At 55.0% G+C, this 14744-nt stretch carries 9 protein-coding genes; 1 reads left to right on the top strand and 8 read right to left on the bottom strand.

Translation table 11 applies throughout. The features are described 5' to 3' along the window. Positions 1–186: 186 nt before the first annotated feature. Complete coding sequence (locus tag C7820_RS07585; protein WP_147306264.1) at positions 187–2673, bottom strand: Ig-like domain-containing protein; 2487 nt, start codon at positions 2671–2673, stop codon at positions 187–189. A gap of 641 nt (positions 2674–3314) precedes the next feature. On the opposite strand from C7820_RS07585, the gene C7820_RS07590 reads away from it, so the two are divergent. After that, on the top strand, positions 3315–4172 hold the full coding sequence (locus C7820_RS07590) for an SDR family oxidoreductase (RefSeq protein WP_116230419.1): 858 nt from the start codon (positions 3315–3317) through the stop codon (positions 4170–4172). Between the two features lie 185 nt (positions 4173–4357). Here C7820_RS07590 and C7820_RS07595 read toward each other — a convergent pair whose 3' ends face one another. From C7820_RS07595 to C7820_RS07625, 7 genes are all read right to left on the bottom strand, one after another. Further along, the gene (locus C7820_RS07595) at positions 4358–4687 is read right to left on the bottom strand and encodes an SCP2 sterol-binding domain-containing protein (RefSeq protein ID WP_116230420.1); all 330 of its coding nucleotides are present in this window, start codon (positions 4685–4687) and stop codon (positions 4358–4360) included. Then, entirely contained in the window at positions 4665–5162 is a 498-nt protein-coding gene (locus C7820_RS07600) for a PaaI family thioesterase (RefSeq protein WP_258875157.1), read from the bottom strand. Before C7820_RS07600 ends, C7820_RS07595 begins: the two co-directional genes overlap by 23 nt. 43 nt (positions 5163–5205) lie before the next feature. Continuing rightward, positions 5206–6900, bottom strand: coding sequence for a long-chain-fatty-acid--CoA ligase (locus C7820_RS07605; protein ID WP_116230421.1), 1695 nt, complete (start codon positions 6898–6900; stop codon positions 5206–5208). Between the two features lie 25 nt (positions 6901–6925). Continuing rightward, positions 6926–8707: an acyl-CoA dehydrogenase family protein gene (locus C7820_RS07610; RefSeq protein WP_116230422.1), complete on the bottom strand. Its 1782-nt coding sequence runs from the start codon at positions 8705–8707 to the stop codon at positions 6926–6928. A gap of 68 nt (positions 8708–8775) precedes the next feature. Further along, positions 8776–9957, bottom strand: a complete 1182-nt coding sequence (locus tag C7820_RS07615) for an acetyl-CoA C-acetyltransferase (RefSeq protein WP_116230423.1) — start codon at positions 9955–9957, stop codon at positions 8776–8778. 22 nt (positions 9958–9979) lie between these two features. Continuing rightward, positions 9980–12382: a 3-hydroxyacyl-CoA dehydrogenase/enoyl-CoA hydratase family protein gene (locus C7820_RS07620; protein ID WP_116230424.1), complete on the bottom strand. Its 2403-nt coding sequence runs from the start codon at positions 12380–12382 to the stop codon at positions 9980–9982. Beyond that, positions 12379–14565 (bottom strand): (Fe-S)-binding protein, encoded by a 2187-nt coding sequence (locus tag C7820_RS07625; RefSeq protein WP_181908960.1) that lies wholly within the window; start codon positions 14563–14565, stop codon positions 12379–12381. Before C7820_RS07625 ends, C7820_RS07620 begins: the two co-directional genes overlap by 4 nt. Between the last annotated feature and the right edge of the window lie 179 nt (positions 14566–14744).

Raw genomic sequence — 14744 nt, forward strand, 5'->3', positions numbered from 1 at the left:
TTTAAGCTTTTTTGGTGACAAATCTCACGTACATCTATATTTATAGCGAAATCTATGAGTATCTATTTTCTTTACAGAAATGAGGCTTCGTATGAAGCGAAAAAAAGGACGCAGAATAAACACTGCGCCCTTCCGTTTAACCAACCATCTGGATCATATTGTCTCGTTACCATTGCGAGCTTGGCGTTATCCCCCCCACTCCGTGAACCGGCCGTCGGGGGAATCATAAGCTTGTGCCCAGTAGTACCCGGGCGCCAGGATTCTGCGGGCGGCAAAACCGGCTTTACCCGCGGCCGCATTGATCGCTTCGGATGAAGCGGTGTACGTACCTGTCGCTGTAGTGGCGCCACCGACATATTTTCCGCCCATAGAGGTAAACCGGCCGTAAACCGTTGCCTGAAGCCCAGCTCCCGTCTCTTTGTCGACGACCTGCAGGGATACGGTCGCCTTGGTCCCGTCGTAAGTGACCTGCATTTGCCCCACGATCATCGGCTTGAGATCGGTATGTCCCGTCGTTGCGGAGAACGGCTGGCTTGCAGGCCCTTCATTACCGGAGGAATCAACGGCCGTTACCTTATAGATATATGTCGTATCTGGCAGCAGCCCGACGTCGCGGAAATTCAGTTTGTTAGATATACCGGCAAGGTAGGCTGGATCCGGTTCAAACTGCGCATCCGTGCCGCGATAAATGCGGTACTCTTTCACGGTGGCGTTGTCGGACGCCGGCCCGTAGGTGATATCGACCCGCTGATAATCAAAGGCGGCTGCCTGCGGAGTGCCCGTAACAGCTGAAGGCGGTTCGCTGTCCTGCGGCGGCTGCCAGAACACGCCTCCCGGTCCCCATGCAGACGGGAATATTCTCAGGTTGCCGTAATGATGGAGCGCGATCCCTCCGAAGGCTGGATCTCCTTCAAAAGCGGCGTACACTTTGTTCAGTTCCGACTCCATGTAGGTGCGGCCTTCCTCATAGAAGCTGATGGCCTCCGGATCGCCGCCGTCGGCGACATCGATCGTTTCCACGCCAATGACGACCGAATTCGGCTTGCCGATCTGATTCGCATAGTCGATTTCTCCGCGTGCTTGTTCAATGATCCCTGCACTGCCGTCCGCCTGATCCCGGTAGTCCATAATCGAAATGTAATCGAGCGTATCCTGAACGTGCTGGGACATCCATTTGACCGAGCCGTTCCACGAGATGCTGCTGGCGTCCACCGATGTGTCGAACCAGCGCGGGATGGCGGCCCCGACCTGCAGGTCCAGGCCGGAAGCCTGCTTGCGGTCCATCAATGCCTTGAGCATGTCAAGGTACTGTACCTGAACCGAAGGTTTGGCACTTTTAAAATCACCGAGGCTGTAAGGCTCCGTATCAATGTTTACACCGTCGAATCTCTCCCTTGGATCCGAGGACAAATTGTAATTCAGGATACCTTCAAACTCGGCGACCGCCTGGGTCCGGTAACGGGCATAGGCTCCGAAATAGGGCGGCGTCGTACCGCCGGCGATCAAAGCCTGCACCTGGTAGCCCTTATCATGAGCCCAGCCGACGAAATCCCTGACCTCCGGCCGTTTGTCCTCCAGCATTCGCATGCCGAAATAGGGTCCGACCGCCAGGTACAGCGTCCGGATCGGTCTCTGCCCGAACGTCGACGTGTCGGATGCCATAGCATCCAGCACATTACGGGAACCTGGGTTCATGATCAAGGGATAGGATTCATTTTCCCAGATCCACATGGCCCGATCTTGACCGTACACCTGCTGGGTAACAGTCGTCGGGTTGGATGCTGCTTCAACCTTCTCGGAGCCAGGATCTGCTTTCATTTGTATCCCCTCATCCGGTTTCCCTTCATTAACTGTATCTTCCGAGGGAGGGGTCGTCATCTCATCTTGTGCCTTGGTGACATCTTGAGCTGTTGGGGCATCTTGTGCTTGAGGTACCTCTTGCTCTGTTAAGTTATCTTGTACCGCTGAAGCATCCTGTGCCGCCGAGTCATCCTGTGCAGTTTCGTTATTTTGCAGCGCTTGGACATCTTGATCGATTTGAGCATTCTGGTCTTTCTGGACATTCAGTTCCGTTTCGGCATTCTGTTGGATATTTTGATCGGTTTGAACATCTTGATCATTCTGGGCATCCTGCTCTGTCCAGCCCTCTTGCTCCTGCTGGTCCTCCTGCAGCGTTGCTTGGCTGTATACGTTCACGACTTCCACATATTTTGCGCTGCTGTATCCTGTATTTCCGTTTGAATCCACGGCTTTCGCTTCAAGGCTATTGACCCGTCCGGCATAAGCCGCTGTCTTCCACTTGAATTGGTATCCTGATCCTTTGGGAGGCGCATCCTTCCACTCTCCGCCGTTAATCCGGATTTGCACGTTGCTGACCGGGTTTTTGCCCCCTGCTTGAATGAGGACATTGACACTCCCCTTCACGGGGCTCGTTTCGCCTGGGCTTGTAATCTGCACTTGTGGGAGCGCGGCCCCCGGATTATCTACCTCCACCGACATATAGGGAGACCAGGCCACATAGCGGGTCACGCTGTCTTTTCCCCTAGCCGCCAGTTCTACCGGGCCGTCGTACTTGGAGAAATCGACGTCGGCATACCAGCTTCCGCTGCCGTCCGCTTCCGGATCATCCATGTGGGCACTGACGAGCGAGTTGCCGCCTACGGCGAGCTCCACGTCATACACTCCTGAAAACGTTCCGGAAATCCGGGACATACCCGGCCCCAAGGGGCCAGAAGGCTGGTCTATCGCGATGAGAGGCGCAGCAAAAACAGGCAATGGAGGAATTCCAAACACCGAAAGAACGACCGTGAGGATCAGACAAATTCCGACGTGACGAACAGCTCGCGGGTTTCGGGCACGTCTTTGGGCATGCCCCTGCATAATTGCCATAAGTCTCTTCACTTCCTTTACATAATGTGTGAATGACCTTGACATCGCAACGGGAAAAAGGGCTAGGAGGAAGGGTACAAGCTGAGGAATGTTAGTTTGAAGCGTTTACTTCTTCTTATTATGGCGAACGTGCGCTTAGAACCACATGTGACAAAAATGTGAACAATAAAAAGGGTTACAGCGATTTTCCGCGGTTTTTCTACCCGAATTTCATCATCCCTCCTGGTATCGCCATGTCTCCTGTACCTGGATAAACCTTCAGTGAACAACCGCACGTACGCCGATGGTGGATGACTTATAACATCGAATCAGTGCCCTTTCTCCACATAGCAAAGGCTGCTCTATACGCCGCTTTCCCGTTCCGATATAGTGGAAGTTAAGCAGTATGAATTCTTTTCCAGCACATAATTTGGGAGGAATCGGAAATGGAACCTTTTGCGCAGAACTTGTTACAGGACAAAGTGGTGTTGATTACCGGGGGAGCAACGGGTCTGGGCCGGGCCATGGGTGAAAAGTTCGTGCGGCTTGGTGCCAAACTGGCGATCGCAGGGCGCCGGGAAGAAGTGCTGAAGCAGACAGCCGAACAATTTCTTGATAGCGGTTACAAAATATTCTATGCTCCTTGCGACGTTCGGGAACCGGCACAGATTGCGGAGTTTGCGGATGCCGTTGAACGGCATTTCGGCCGGATTGACATTCTCGTCAACAATGCCGCCGGCAATTTCATCAGTCCCACCGAAAGGTTGTCCCCTCGAGCCGTAGACGCGGTGCTGAACATCGTACTGCACGGCACGTTCTATGCGAGCCTGGAGATCGGCAAACGCTGGATCGACCGCGGCCAGGGAGGCACCATGCTCAATATCGTGACGACCTATGCTTCCTCCACCGGATCGTCTTTTGTCGTTCCATCCGCTGCGGCCAAAGCCGGCGTGCTGGCACTGACCCGTTCCCTTGCGGTGGAATGGGCACGTTACGGGATACGCCAGGTGGCGATCGCCCCCGGACCCTTTCCAACCGAAGGCGCATGGTCTCGCCTCTCTCCCACGCCGGAGCTGGAGCAGCAGATGATCGATCGCGTCCCTTTGCGCCGGGTCGGGAACAAAGAGGAGCTGGCGAACTTGGCTGCCTACTTGGTTTCTGATTATGCGGGATATATCAATGGAGAAGTGGTCACCATTGACGGTGGAGAATGGCTGCAGGGGGCGGGCGAATTCAATGACCTCCGCTCCGTCACTGAGGAACAATGGGATGCTCTCGCTAAATTAACCCGTAAAGGGAAATAAGAAAAACGCCTATCGGCGCATCTTCTAAGAAGCCAGACCGCATTTAGCGGGAGTTTTTCTTGCGATATAAGGAAGCCCACTCTCCGAAGCTTATCCTTTCTTATATCTAAAATAACAGCACAAATAGGCTGCTCTGCATAAGGCAGCCTATATTATTGCGCTCATCGATGTCGTAAACCAGGTATTCAAACCTGATACTGCTTCAGTATTTCCTGAAGCTTCAGAGCCAGGCCAAGACGGCCGTCGATCCGGAGCGATCCGGTCATGTACGCCATCGTCGTGTTCAAGTCGTTCCGGAGCAGTTTCCGAAGATGGCTCTCAGACATCGTCAGCGTGCAGTCGGCGTCAGCCGAAGCGTCCTCCACAACCCGCACGGTTCCGTCATGAAAATATACCTGCAAATGTTTCCCTGTATCCTTAATATGAAAATGGTAGGAGGCGTGCAGCCCATCCAGCGCCCCCGGCTGTTCGTTCATTTTTCCGGCCATCGCTTCAAGTTCTTGTACCACGCTCATCCATCGTCCCCCTCTTATCGCTCTCTGTTTGCGCTTCAGGGACATGCCTTTCCAGCACCCGGAAGGTACCGGTGCCGAAGGCAAGCAGATCCCCGTTCTCTTTGCGCGCATAGGCCTGGGCTGTTATCAGCTTGCGCGAGCTGTGGATGATCTCGGCCGTCACGATGACACGCCCTTCACCCGTGGAAGCCACGTAGTTCATGTTCAAATTCACAGTAACCACATTGGCTTCCGGCCTGGCCAGCATAATGAGTATGCCCATGGCGGAGTCGATGGCTGAAGCATGCATGCCGCCGTGCACGATCCCGATGAGATTGAGATGATGGGGCAAAATATCAAAGGCTACCACGACCTGATCGCTTTTAAGTTCAATCAGTTCGCATCCGATAAAGTCCCAAAAGGTATGCTTCGCGGCGTTCTCCAGCTGCTTCAGCTTCAGGTTCATATTCAGGCTGTCCGTCGTTTCCGGATTCATGTCCTTGCCCTCCTTCTCATTTGGCGTCGCCGTGTGTCATCCCCTATAGGTCGACCTTCGATTGATTGACCAGCTTCTCATTCTCTTCTTCGATCAGTTTGCGGCGAAGCACCTTGCCCACCAGCGTCTTGGGCAGCGACTCGCGAAACTCGTAGATCTTGGGCACTTTATACACAGCCAGCCGTTCCTTGCACCACTGCTTCAGCTCCTGCTCGGTAACAGACGAGCCTTTCCGGAGCACGATGTAAGCCTTTACATTTTCGCCGCGGTAAGGGTCGTTCACGCCAGCCACGACAGCTTCCTCCACATCCGGATGCTCGAACAGCACCTCCTCGATTTCCCTCGGATAGATGTTGTAACCGCCGGCTATAATCAGGTCTTTACGCCGGTCCAAAATGTAAAAAAAGCCCTCTTCATCCATCCTCGCCAAATCCCCGGTGTACAGCCAGCCGTCCCGGAGCGTGCGCTCCGTATCTTCCGGCCGGTTCCAATACCCCTTCATGATCTGGGGGCCGCGGACGACCAGCTCGCCGATTTCGCCAAGCGGCAGCTCTTCACCCGTATCGGGATGCACAACACGGGCTTCGGTATCCGGTAAAGGAATACCGATCGAGCCGTTTTTGCGTTTCTCCCATATGTTGTTGGCATGTGTAACCGGGGACGCTTCGGTCAATCCGTAACCTTCGATCAGCTTGCCGCGCGTGACCTCCTCGAACCGCTCCTGTACCTCCAGGGGCAGCGGAGCCGCTCCGCTGATACATATATTTATGGAAGAAAGGTCGTACTTGTGCACTTCAGGATGGTGAATCACCGCAATATACATGGTCGGCGCCCCGGGAAACACTGTCGGCTTGCGCCGGTCAATGATCTTCAGCACCTGATTGATTTCAAAACGTGGAACCAAGATGAGCGTTCCGGCATTATACACTGCCTGATTAAGCAGCACCGTAAGCCCGAATACATGGAAAAAAGGCAGCGCAGCCAAGTATTTTTCCTGGCCGATCCGTGCCCGGTAAAACCACAGCTGCGATTGAATCGTATTGGCTACCAGATTCATATGCGTCAGCATGACGCCTTTGGCGAAACCGGTCGTTCCTCCGGTATACTGGATGAGCGCCAGGTCCTGTTCCGCATCGATGTCTACCTTGACCGGGTCGCTGCTTGATTGTTTCATGAGGCGGGTAAAGGGTACGATCCGATCGTCATACGTGACGGAGACATTTGTTCCGTCTTTTTTGGCGGCAAGAGGGTATAGGATGTTTTTCGGAAAAGGCAAATAGTCTTTGACCGACGTGACGATCAGCTTACTGAGCGGCCTGTGGGTCATCGCCTGTTCCACGCGCTGCACCAGCGCATCCAACGTCACGATGATGCGGACGTCAGCGTCGGATAACTGATGCTGAATTTCCCGCGGCACGTACAGCGGGTTCGTCATGACTACCACGCCGCCCGCAAGGAGCGCACCGTAATACGCAATGACCTCCTGCGGGCAATTAGGCAGCATGATGGCGATCCGGTCCCCTTTGCGGACACCCAGCCGGAGCAGGGCGTTCGCAAACCGGTTTACCGAAACCAGCAGGGATCGGAATGTCATTTTCTTCCCCATGAAATCCAGAGCAATATGCTCTGGATATCGGGAAGCTGAATCCACTAGAAATTGCGCAACGTTCTGCTTGGGATACTCGTAACTGTGCGGGACCTCACTAGGATACTGATTTAACCAAAGTTTACTCGACATCCAGGCCACCCCATCTCACGAATTGTTACAGCACGTATTTTTCCGCGGCAATGACCTTTTCAGCGATTTCACGCTTCAATCCCAGCGTATTGACAGGCGACTTTCTCGTCAGCTTTTTCAGAACGGACAGCTGCGTCCGGAGCGTGTCGCCCGACTCCATCGCAGCGAGCACTTCCTTCGCCCACGTTTCGATTTTATTGAATTCGTCATGAACGAATACGGTCGTCATCATGATCGGCAGGCGAGCCTTGTCTTCGCCGGAGCGGTCGATGATTTTTTGCGTACGCAGCAGCGCACTTTCCATCGCATAGACGGAAATCATCATATCGGACAGATGGCTCAGAATCTCCTGTTCGTCCTCAAGCTTCAATTGATATTTCTGTACGGCCTGGGCGCCGGCCATCAGGAAAATTTTCTTTGCCATCCTGATCAGATGGGCTTCCTGGTCAAGCGTACCCTCGAAAGTTTGCGGAGGAATCGGCTCCAGAAGCTCGGCCTGCAGCGCCACGGCTTTTTGCATCAGCGGCAGCTGGCCCTTCATGGCCCGTTTCACCAAAGTGCCCGGAATGAGCAGACGGTTGATTTCGTTTGTGCCTTCGAATATGCGGTTGATCCGCGAATCCCGATAATTCCGCTCCACCCGGTACTCTTGAATAAAGCCGTATCCGCCATGGATTTGCACGCCTTCGTCGACGACGAAATCCAGCGTTTCGGAACCGAACACCTTGTTGATCGAGCATTCGAGCTGATATTCGGCAATGGCTTTGGCCGATTGATAGCCCACTTCTGGACTGCTGTGATCCACTTCGGCAAGGCCAACATCGAACAGACCTGCCGTGCGGTAAACCATGCTCTCGAGCGCGTACGTTTTCGTATTCATATCCGCCAGCTTTTTGCCGATCAATGGGAAGGTGGAGATTTTCCGGCCGAACTGCGCGCGCTCGTTCGCGTACTTGGCAGCCAGCTCAATCGTATCCTTGGAGGCGCCTACACAACCGGCGGCCAGCTTGAAGCGTCCGATGTTCAGGATGTTGAAGGCGATCAAATGCCCCTTGCCTACTTCCCATAACAGATTCTCTACAGGCACTTTCACATCCTCCAGGATGAGCGGACAGGTGGACGATCCTTTTATTCCCATTTTCTTCTCTTCCGGTCCAATGCTGACACCTTCCATCGTGCGCTCCACGATAAAGGTGCTGAAGTCTTTGCCGTCCACTTTGGCGTACACAATGAATAGGTCGGCGAAACCGGCATTCGTGATAAACTGCTTGCTGCCGTTCAATACATAATATTCACCGTCCTCGGATAAGGTGGCTGTCGTTTTCGCCCCCAGTGCATCCGAACCGGAGGAAGGCTCCGTTAAGCAGTAGGCGGCGATCTTCTCGCCGGTTGCCAGAGCAGGCAGGTATTTCTGCTTCTGCTCCTCAGTGCCGAAATAGACGATCGGCAGCGTGCCGATGCCGACATGGGCCCCGATCGACAACGCGAAAGAGGATGCCTTGGTCAGCCGCTCGCTGATCAGCGTCGAACTGACCTTATCCAGGCCAAGCCCGCCATAGGCCTCCGGCACGTCGGCGCCCAGCAATCCCAGTTCACCGGCTTTGCGCATCTTCTCCACCGTAAGCTCATAATTCAGTTTTTCGATCGCTTCGTCATGGGGCACCACTTCACCGGCCACAAAATCCTCCGTTGTCTCGGCGATCATCCGGTGTTCTTCCGTAAAATCTTCCGGGGTCACCATATTGTGAAAGTCCGTGTCTTCAATGATATAACTGCCGCCGATCACCTTATTCATCGTTGTGCTCATCGTTCCCGTCTCCTTTGCGATATGAATTTTTTAATATAAAAACCAAATCACTGTAGAACGCTTTCTGCTTACGGATGAACCTCAAACACGCCCGCGGCGCCCATGCCGCCGCCGATGCACATGGACACCACGCCGTAACCGCCGCCGCGCCGCTTCAGCTCGCTGATCAGGGTCGTCGTCAGCTTCGTGCCCGTGCAGCCCAGCGGATGCCCAAGCGCAATCGCGCCGCCGTTGACATTCACTTTCTCCTCATCGATGCCAAGCTCCCGGATAATGTGGACGCACTGGGAGGCGAACGCCTCGTTGATTTCGAATAAATCCACGTCATCCAGCGTAATTCCGGCCATCTGCAGCGCCTTCGGAATCGCTTTGACCGGACCGACGCCCATAATTTCCGGCTCGACGCCGCTGAGCGCGAAGGAACGGAATGTGGCAAGCGGCTGCAGGCCAAGCGCCTCGGCTTTTTCCCGGCTCATGACAACGACCGCCGCAGCCCCGTCGCTGACCTGGGACGCATTCCCCGCTGTGACCGATCCGTTCAGCTTGAACGCCGGTTTCAGCTTGCCCAGCACCTCCACTGTCGTGTCGCTCCGCACGCCTTCGTCCACCCGGAATTCGAAGGTTTTCGTCTGCACTTTGCCTTTCTCATCCACGCTTTTTAGTTCGGCCTGAACCGGCACGATTTCGTCCTGGAACCTGCCTTCCGCAATCGCCTGCGCCGCCCTGGCGTGCGATCTCGCAGCGAACCGGTCCTGATCTTCCCGGCTGATGCCGAACCGGTCGGCCACCTCTTCCGCCGTATGTCCCATGGCGATGTAGACCTCCGGCATCTGCTCAACGATCTTCGGATTCGGCGACATCTTGAAACCGGTCATCGGCACATGGCTCATGCTCTCCACGCCCCCGGCGATCAGGATGTCAGCATGCCCCAGCATGACACGCTCCGCCGCGAAGGCGATCGACTGTAGGCCAGAGGAGCAAAACCGGTTGATCGTCAGCGCCGGCACCGTCACCGGGAATCCGGCGTACAGCGACATGATCCGGGCGAAATTAAGCCCCTGCTCGCCTTCCGGCATGGCGCAGCCGATGATGATGTCCTCCACGTCTTCCTTTTTAAGGCCCGGCGCGCGTTCCACGACGGCTTCCAGCACCGTTTTCCCGAGATCGTCGGCCCGTGTCTGTGCCAGGCTGCCTTTCTTGGCACGGCCGACTGCGGTACGCGCCATCGATACAATGACTGCTTCTTTCATGGAATATCCCCTCCCGTGGATGTTAGTTGCGGAGCGCCTTGCCTTTGGTTAACATGTGGTGCATGCGCTGCTGCGTCTTCGGTTCGCCGCACAGGCTCAAGAAAGCCTCGCGCTCGAGGTCCAGCATATACTCCTCACTGACAAGGGTTCCTGCCGGGACATCACCGCCGGCGAGAACATGGGCCAGTTTTCGGGCGATCAGGTAATCATGGTCACTGATATAACCGCTTTGCTTCATACCAAGCGCACCAAGCTGAAGCACGGCCTTACCCTCTGCCCCGACGACCCGGATCTTCTCCTGCGGGATCGGTTCATAGCCGCTGCGATCCAGTCCGAGAACAGCCTGCTTCGCCTGATAAATCTGAACATCCTGACTCACCGCGACACGGTCACTTGGCCGCAAGTACCCGAGACGCTTGGCATCGTGGCCGCTCGTCGATACCGTCGCTGTCCCCACGGTTTGGAAAATGTGATTGATGTGCGGCTGCAGATCCGCATCCGGAAGACCGGCCGTTTGGCTTGCCCGCAGCGCCAGTTCCTTGCACCCTCCACCGGCGGGAATCAGGCCGACGCCGACTTCGACAAGACCGTAATACGTCTCCGGCGCTGCGATGACCAGGTCGGCCGGCATGCAGGATTCGACCCCGCCGCCGAGGCACATACGGTGCGGCGCGGCCACGACCGGCTTTTCAAACCGCTTCAGCGCGTACATCGTGTACTGGAATTTCCGGATGATTTCGTTAATTTCGTCCCATTCTTCGTCCTGCGCTTCCATGAGGAGCAGCATAATGTTGGCTCCCACACAATAGTTGCGTGCCTGGTTCGCAATCACGAGTCCTCTGAAATTGCTGCGCACCTCGTCAATGCTCTGCGTAATCATGGAGAGAATGTCCTCGCCGATCGCATTGTTGGGCGAATGGAATTCCAGGCAGGCGACGTCGTCTCCAATGTCGATCAGGCTGGCGCCGCTGTTACCTTTCACCACCTTGTTTTGCTCTTTCAGGCTGCGCAGATTGATGACTTCTTCCGGCTGTTCTACTTCACGATATGCGCCCGACGCCACATGAATCGAATACAGCCGGCCGTCCTCCTGCTTGTAAAAGGACTTGTGTCCCGCAGCGACCCACTCTTTAACCCAGGCGGGAACGGTTAAGCCTTCGGCTTCCATCCGCTCCACGGACCGGGCCAGGCCGATGGCGTCCCAGGTCTCAAACGGTCCGAGTTCCCAGGAGAAGCCCCATTTCATGGCATCGTCGACTTCCTTGACCGAATCGGCGATCTCGCCCACCTTTTCGGCCGAATAGACCAACACCTGCTTCAGAATGTCCCAGGCCAGATCCGAGTAGCGGTCCTTCGCCCCGAGGAGCGCCTTTGTTTTCGCTCCGGCTCCCTTGGCCATTTTCGCGGCCTCCAACGACGCCGATTTGGGCTTCATCTGCGGCACGTATTCCAGCGTTTTCAGGTCAAGCGATAAAATCTCGCTCCCGGCCGGCGTTTTCTTTTTCAAATAGAAGCCTTGCCCGCTCTTCTCCCCGAGCCAGCCGCGCGCCACCATGCCTGTCAGCACGTCCGGCGAAGTGAAAACCGCCTGTTCGCGTTCATTCTCGACGTTCATCCGGACGTTGTCCGCGACATGAACAAACGTGTCGAGCCCCACCAGATCCAGCGTGCGGAAGGTAGCGCTCTTCGGGCGCCCCATCGCCGGTCCGGTCACTGCATCGACCTCTTCCACTGTGAAGCCCTTCTCCATCATTTCCTGCAGAGTCACCAGCAGGCCGTAAGTACCGACCCGGTTCGCAATAAAGTTAGGCGTATCCTTGGCGATGACGACGCCCTTGCCGAGCACCCTTTCGCAAAAATCCTTCATACGCGCCACGAGCTCCGGCTCCGTGTCCCGTCCGGGGATAATTTCAAGCAGCTTCATATAACGGGGCGGATTAAAGAAATGCGTGCCCAGGAAGTACTTTCTGAACGATTCGCCGCATTCGGCCGCCATCTCGTTGATCGAGATGCCCGACGTGTTCGAGCTGACTACCGTACCGGGTTTCCAATGCTCCTCTACGCGCTTCAGAAGCTGCCGCTTCACTTCCAGATTCTCGACCACCACTTCGATGACCCAGTCGACGCCTGCAATTTGCGGTAGATGATCTTCGAGGTTGCCCGGCGTAATCCGGGAAGCAAACGCAGGATCATACAGCGGAGCCGGCTTGATCTTGCCGAGCTTCTCAATGGCCGAAGTTGCAAGACGACTGCGTACCGCCGGATGCTCCAGCGTCAACCCCTTCTTCGTCTCTTCCTCTGTCAGCTGAGTCGGAACGACGTCCAGCAGTAAGCACGGGATCCCGACATTGGCCAGATGTGCAGCAATGCCGGAACCCATAATTCCTGAGCCGATGACGGCTGCCTTGCGAATGGATTTGTTCATTGTGTGCTTGCCTCCATTTCAAATCCTTTATTGTGAGCAGCGGAATCCCCGAAAACGGACAGCTCCAAAATTTCGGCGATATCCTTTGCTTTCACACGCTCTTCCACTTCCTTCATCTTCGTCCCGTCCTCCATCATGGTCAGGCAGTAAGGACAGGCGCTGCTGATGATGCTTGGATTTACTTCCAAAGCCTGCTCTGTGCGGGCAAGGTTCACCCGTTTGCCGGACTTCTCCTCCATCCACATCATGCCGCCCCCGGCGCCGCAGCACATCGCATTTTCCCGCGTGCGCTTCATTTCAACGAGCTCTACGCCGGGAATGGCCCGGAGGACGCTGCGCGGTTGGTCGTACACGTTGTTATAGCGTCCCAGATAACATGAGTCGTGATAAGTGATCCGCTCCTTCACTTCATACTGGGGTTTCAGCTTCCCTTCGCGGAGGAGCTGATCCAGCAGCTCGGAGTGATGGAGCACCTCGACCCCTTCGAGCCCGAATTCGGGGTATTCGTTTTTGAACGTGTTGAAGGTGTGCGGGCAGGCCGTCACGATTTTCTGAACGCCGTATTTTTCGAAAATCTCGATGTTCTCCATGCACAGCTGCTGAAACAGCATCTCATTGCCCATCCGGCGGGGTGTATCGCCCGAATTTTTCTCCTCGTTGCCGAGAATGGCGAAATTGACGCCGGATTCGTTCAAGAGGCGGGCAAACGCCTTGGAAATTTTGCGGCTGCGCAGATCGTATGAGCCCATCGATCCGACGAAGAACAAATATTCAAACTGCGGATTGTCCTTGACGGTCGGCACCCGGATGCCTTCCACCTCGCCGGTCCAGTTGGCCCGGTCGTTGCGGTTCAATCCCCAGGGATTGCTTTGCCGTTCGATATTTTGCAGAGCTCGCTGCCCCTCTGCCGGCATGCTTCCCTCCATCAACACGAGATGGCGGCGCAAATCGATGATTTTATCGACATGCTCGTTGCCGACCGGGCACTGATCCTCGCAGTTGCGGCAGGTGGTACAGGACCAGATCTCCTCCTCGGTCATGACGTCGCCGATCAAGTTCATGTCCTGCGGACTTGTGTCCTGATGGGTCCAGGTGGCCTTCTGCCATGCCAGCGTCGGGCGAATATCCGTCACGCCGTCCGCTGATGACCAATCGGGATGGGTTTCGGACACAGCTGCATCCAATGCATGCGTTCCACTCCCGGCAAAAGCATATTCGGGAACATACGGCGACTTACCTGTCATGGCTGTACCCTTTTCCGTCAAATGATCACGTAGTTTAGTAATAAGATGCATCGGCGACAGTACCTTACCGGTATTGGAAGCCGGGCAGACGTTCGTGCAGCGGCCGCATTCCACACAAGCGTAGAAGTCGATCATTTGTTTTTGCGTAAAATCTTCGATCCTGCCGACGCCGAACGACTCGGCTTCTTCATCTTCAAGGTCAAGCTTGCTCAGCTTGCCGACAGGCTCGGAACGGCCCAGCCAAATATTGACCGGTGCGGTAATGAGGTGAAAATGCTTCGATTGAGGAACATAGACGAGAAAAGATAGCAGAATAAGCAGATGGGCCCACCAAAAGATGTAAAACAATATGGATGCCGCCGTACCGGACATGCCGGAGAAGATGGCCGCAATCGCTGAGGATATAGGTGCGTAAGCGGATGGCTCGAGGTCGAGCCGGATTCTTTCGAAGGTAAGCGACAGCAGCACAGACAGCATCAGGGAGAAGATAAAGAACACGACAATGCTCGGCTTCCACCCTTTCTTGAGGCGTGCAAGCTTCTCGCCATACCGCCGGTAAGCGGCATATCCCATCGCTACAAGGACCAGAAACACCGTGATCTCCTGAAGCAGACCAAATACGTCGTACGCGGGAAGCGGAAGGTGGCCGCCGTCTGTCAGTCCTTTGATAATGAGATCCAGCGCGCCGAACTGAAGGATGATGAAGCCGTAAAAGATCACCACGTGCATAATGCCGCTCTTCCGGTCCTTCAGCAGCTTTTTCTGGCCGAACACCTGTCCCAGGAACTCGCCCCATCTGCCTTCACGCTGCTTCCGGAAATCCACCGGCTTGCCGAGCTTCACGTACAGCAGTCTGTGATACACCGCTTGGCAGAACAAGTAAATACCGTACCCGGTCACAACGAGAAACAGCAGTAAATTGACGATTGGCCACACCATTTGTCATCCGTCCTTTCTTCGTATTCACCTAAGTTTGGTGACGGGTTACATTTCGTAAGCGGTTACAAAGCTTGTTTAAAAATAAAATCTTACCTTGAAAACATTGACAACTGGCACTGTTTCCCATAAGATTAAGAAAAATGAATGAGTATTCATTCAGTTATTTGAATTCTAACACC

Source organism: Paenibacillus sp. VMFN-D1, from assembly GCF_003386155.1.
In the GTDB taxonomy this organism is placed as follows: Bacteria; Bacillota; Bacilli; order Paenibacillales; family Paenibacillaceae; genus Paenibacillus_AQ; species Paenibacillus_AQ favisporus.

What these genes read in the sequence shown, in the direction of transcription:
- C7820_RS07610 (WP_116230422.1), bottom strand. Translation starts at nt 8,707, where the DNA reads ATGAGCACAACGATGAATAAGGTGATCGGCGGCAGTTATATCATTGAA.
- C7820_RS07615 (WP_116230423.1), bottom strand. Translation starts at nt 9,957, where the DNA reads ATGAAAGAAGCAGTCATTGTATCGATGGCGCGTACCGCAGTCGGCCGT.
- C7820_RS07625 (WP_181908960.1), bottom strand. Translation starts at nt 14,565, where the DNA reads ATGGTGTGGCCAATCGTCAATTTACTGCTGTTTCTCGTTGTGACCGGG.
- C7820_RS07620 (WP_116230424.1), bottom strand. Translation starts at nt 12,382, where the DNA reads ATGAACAAATCCATTCGCAAGGCAGCCGTCATCGGCTCAGGAATTATG.
- C7820_RS07600 (WP_258875157.1), bottom strand. Translation starts at nt 5,162, where the DNA reads ATGAATCCGGAAACGACGGACAGCCTGAATATGAACCTGAAGCTGAAG.
- C7820_RS07605 (WP_116230421.1), bottom strand. Translation starts at nt 6,900, where the DNA reads ATGTCGAGTAAACTTTGGTTAAATCAGTATCCTAGTGAGGTCCCGCAC.
- C7820_RS07590 (WP_116230419.1), top strand. Translation starts at nt 3,315, where the DNA reads ATGGAACCTTTTGCGCAGAACTTGTTACAGGACAAAGTGGTGTTGATT.
- C7820_RS07595 (WP_116230420.1), bottom strand. Translation starts at nt 4,687, where the DNA reads ATGAGCGTGGTACAAGAACTTGAAGCGATGGCCGGAAAAATGAACGAA.